Annotated in this window: 3 protein-coding genes; all 3 read left to right on the forward strand. The window is 41.9% G+C overall.

The window, feature by feature from the left end:
* The first annotated feature begins 83 nt into the window (after positions 1 to 83).
* A complete protein-coding gene (locus H141_RS0119500) occupies positions 84 to 410 on the forward strand; it encodes a YfbU family protein (RefSeq protein WP_169337194.1) in 327 nt (108 codons plus the stop codon).
* Positions 411 to 911, forward strand: a complete 501-nt coding sequence (locus H141_RS0119505) for a hypothetical protein (protein WP_019677947.1) — start codon at positions 411 to 413, stop codon at positions 909 to 911. It abuts the gene before it with no gap.
* An 85-nt stretch (positions 912 to 996) separates the two neighbouring features.
* Positions 997 to 1,818 carry a hypothetical protein gene (locus tag H141_RS0119510; protein ID WP_019677948.1) on the forward strand — a complete coding sequence of 274 codons (822 nt, stop codon included), beginning with the start codon at positions 997 to 999 and terminating at the stop codon, positions 1,816 to 1,818.
* Positions 1,819 to 1,888 lie beyond the last annotated feature (70 nt).

Here is a 1,888-nt window from a genome sequence, read left to right on the forward strand (position 1 = left end):
CCGCATCAGTATAACGGCGGTTTAACACCAAATGAGTCAGAGAAAAGATACTGGCTTTACTATAAAACCGTGGCCAATTTTACTTGACCACTACAAAGGAAGTTCTTGATATTCTTGATATGTACAGATCGATTACTTTTTCATGGCAAAGGCTACATGAGGGCGAAGAGCTTCCAGAAAAACTAAAATTTCGAGGTTTTGATGGCAACAACGAAACAGCTCTAATGGGCTATGTTCAGTATTTTGTAATCGATCTTGAAAGGTTTGACGAGCTGACATATGGGAAGGAACATCCGTACTTTAACAGTCATTGCCCTATGCTGGATAAATACAAAAGAATGCTCTCCGTTTGGAAGCAATATGAATTCGACCTGACAGAGGATCAGATCTCCTCAGTTATGGAGGCTTAGATGGAAGTCGCAATGGCAGTACTAAGTGTTGTTGGTACGCTGGCTTCCTTTTATGGTGCAAGGGTCGCATGGAAGCAGGCAGGAATATCACAGTCGGCAGCCGCGCTCGCTGGTCGGATTAAAGAACAGCTAATCAATCATCGGAGAACCTCAGAACTTTCCGAGTTGCAGGTTCATATAGAGTCTACGAAGCGAACATTTTTGAAGTATGGATCAGCAAAGCCATCAAGTCTTACCGGTATCAAGCATAGCGCTGATGCTGAAGTGGCACTGGAGTTCATTCATAAACTCAAATCGCTAAGAGACTATTTTTCCGCTCCAGAAGGGAATGCAGCAGATGATGCGTTTGACGAGATCGGGGCAGAACTTGTTAAGTTCAAAATAGCTAAAAGCTCAAAAGACATATCAGAGATTGGTGGGGCTATTTTGAACAAAGTCGTTATGTTCTCTCCGGTTCTCAAAAAGGAACTTACCGAGCAGAAAGAAACATCCGTTGACTGAATGTAACATGGCTCTGCTGCCGGACAAATTTTCCGCTGCGCTCCAAATTTGCCGCAGAGCGCGGCGTTAGGCTCTCAGGGAAGTTATGAGTATTTACCAAGAAACAAATGATTTTTTAGTTGAGTGCTTTCATGAACTTGAAGCCCCAATACCACCACCTATTCCAACTCAGCTTGGTAGTCATGTCGCTTTAAGGTATAACATCCATTGCCTTGAAATTGCGATAATACAAAAGCTTGCGCGATACGTTAGTGGGCTTAATGCTTCCTTATTACTATTAGAGGCTGGTTATACTCAAGAACTAGGTGCTCTGTTTAGAACCTTAGATGAGTTCCACGAAGATATTGGCTTTCTTGCATTACCTATAGTTGGCGATATTGATATCACCGACACACATATAAAGTATCTTGAGCATTTCTTTCAAGAAGAATTTGATAACCCAGATAATGCTATTTTTTCTACGCAAAAAAGAGAAACTATTCCAAGAAAGAAAATCCGTGCCATTATTGCAAGCTCTGGAAAGAGTGGACTCAATCCACACGACAGCCAAGAATTATCAAGAACTATTAGTCAGGCTTACAGTGGTTATGTGCATGGTGCGTCGTGCCATATCTGTGAAATGGTTGGCGGCGATCCTCTAAAATATCACTTGTCAGGCATGCCAGGTACATATAGGCAAAGCGAATTCGTCTACAACTATTGGGATTATGCTTATAGAGGGCTAATAACTACGGCGCTCGCGGCTAAAGTGCTCGGAGATGGTGATGTGGTAGATAAAGCATATAAATATATAGATCATTTTGAAAGTGTTACTGGAGATACTGGCGGTGGTGATGCAGAGAAATTAATGAAACGCATAAAGAGAAAAAAGCCCAACAAATCAGAGACTATAAAATCTTCTGTGTAAGTGGCTGTTTATCATAACGATACTCGGTCACCGTACATGATCATAAACTGCGTCATGGCAGGCTTCCAAT

This window comes from Arsukibacterium perlucidum DSM 18276 (assembly GCF_000382165.1).
GTDB classification, from domain to species: domain Bacteria; phylum Pseudomonadota; class Gammaproteobacteria; order Enterobacterales; family Alteromonadaceae; genus Alishewanella; species Alishewanella perlucidum.